Origin of the sequence: Clostridium sp. 1001283B150210_160208_E6 (genome assembly GCF_015669365.1) — a bacterium.
Taxonomy (GTDB): Bacteria; Bacillota; Clostridia; order Clostridiales; family Clostridiaceae; genus Clostridium; species Clostridium paraputrificum.
Genome location: NZ_JADPAA010000040.1, coordinates 1 through 1,757, shown reverse-complemented (window position 1 = coordinate 1,757; position 1,757 = coordinate 1). Strand labels below are relative to the sequence as shown.

Below are 1,757 nucleotides of genomic sequence, written 5' to 3'. Positions count from 1 at the left end.
GATAGTGTAAAGTTTTGTATGAAAAAATAGCCTATGGCTAGTTCTGAATAATAATAAAAAAAAAGACTTTATACCATTTACTAAATATTTAAAAATGAATATAACAAAAACACCTTCGGTATCGGAGGCGAAAATAAAATCAATATTTAATTTTGTGGTTTATCAAGAAGTTTTAGATTCTTGCATATGTACTATGGTTTGTTGACCGAGACTGATAAGAATTTGCCATTTTGCTGGCATATTATCAATACCATTTAATTGCTTAAGCTCATTCAAAGGACGCCAGTAGTTATAAGGGTGTGGGCGTAAGAAGTTGTAATAAGCAACCCAAAGAGAGAAACCATAAAGAGCACCTTCATCACTTCCGTAACCACAAGTAACTCTATAGGAAGATTTGAAGGTGCGGTTTAAACGCTCTACAACTTGTTTAACCCAACGATGCTCCGTTGATACTGGATCATCATTAGTAAGTCCAATAACTTGAGTTAGGTTAAATTCTTTATTTTCCTCTAATTCAAATTGTTGCTTCGCTAACGGGTATGCACTATAACCATCGGCAACGAAATTCAAAGCTTTTCCAGGAAAGTTTTTAAACTTATCAAAAGCCATACGCATTGCTAATATACAAGGGCCAGTAGCTCTTGTGTCAGAAACTTGATAACCTAGAATAGACTTTTTACAGGCATCCATTACAATCCAAACATAATGCTTAATGCCTTTAACTTTTATATAAGTTTCATCTGCAGAAAGTATTTTAGAGGGTTTGTAATCAAAAGTATCAACAAATGGTTTAATAACTGCAGCTGCTGTTAAAGCATAGTTGGCAACAGTAGTATGTGAGATATCAATACCATGTATTTCTTTTAATGCATGAGCGGTTTGTCTTGTAGAAAGCTTCAAATTAACATGATAAGTCAAACAAAGACCCATTATATGTGGATTAAATTTATTAAAACTAAATCTAGTAGCATGCTTTGATATTGGATATAAATCCATTTTGAAAAAGTTAAGCTTAAATTCGCGATATATATAATGAAGCTTGTACTTGTATTTATCACAAGATGCAATATCTTTAGGAAGCTTCTTAAGGTTATCTTGATAGTATGAGCATTTTAAATTCTTACATTTATGTATTTTGAAGTGTTTACGTTGCTTATGCTCCGTAAGCGTAGCACCACAATAAGGACATACAAAAACTATTGGCTTAGTTGTATAATTCGTTTCTTTAAATGTAAGACCACAAACTTTACATTGAAATTGTCCTTTACTACCATTGTTATCGTAGATATATCCATGAGGGGCTCCACATTTAGGGCATTTAGTCTTTTCAGGAATAGACTTACCGTTCCGTCTTTGGACGGGTTTTACGGTCTTGTTATATTTATGTTCGTAATAAGCTAAAAGCAAGATATAATCTACCTTTTCAAATCTAAGGATGGTAGGTAACCTGTCTACTTTAAACTTTTGATACTCAGGACTATTTGAATCATCAAATATCATTTGTTTAAGTGGAATATGTTGTGAAATAAATAAAAGTAATTCACCGATAATGCTAATTAAATATTGATTATAAGTAATTAAATAAGTTATAATTGAATCCATAATAACGACATCCTTTCAGGGTTAAATTTGTTTGGTGAGAGATTCAATTTTAACATGAAATTAGGGGGTCGTTGTTTTTTTATGCAAAAAAACTTTCGAAACCTTGATATATAAAGATTTAAAAAGAAAAGTAGTGTAAAAAACTTTACACTAAC

The 1,757-nt window shown here is 31.4% G+C and carries 1 protein-coding gene; it reads right to left on the bottom strand.

Annotated elements, in window-relative coordinates; all coding sequences use genetic code 11:
* Positions 1-162: 162 nt before the first annotated feature.
* Complete coding sequence (locus tag I4V16_RS17280; protein WP_049180588.1) at positions 163-1,602, bottom strand: DDE-type integrase/transposase/recombinase; 1,440 nt, start codon at positions 1,600-1,602, stop codon at positions 163-165.
* Positions 1,603-1,757: the final 155 nt, after the last annotated feature.

Bases quoted from the DNA above. Each gene is read 5' to 3' on its own strand.
- I4V16_RS17280 (WP_049180588.1), bottom strand. From the start codon at position 1,602: ATGGATTCAATTATAACTTATTTAATTACTTATAATCAATATTTAATT.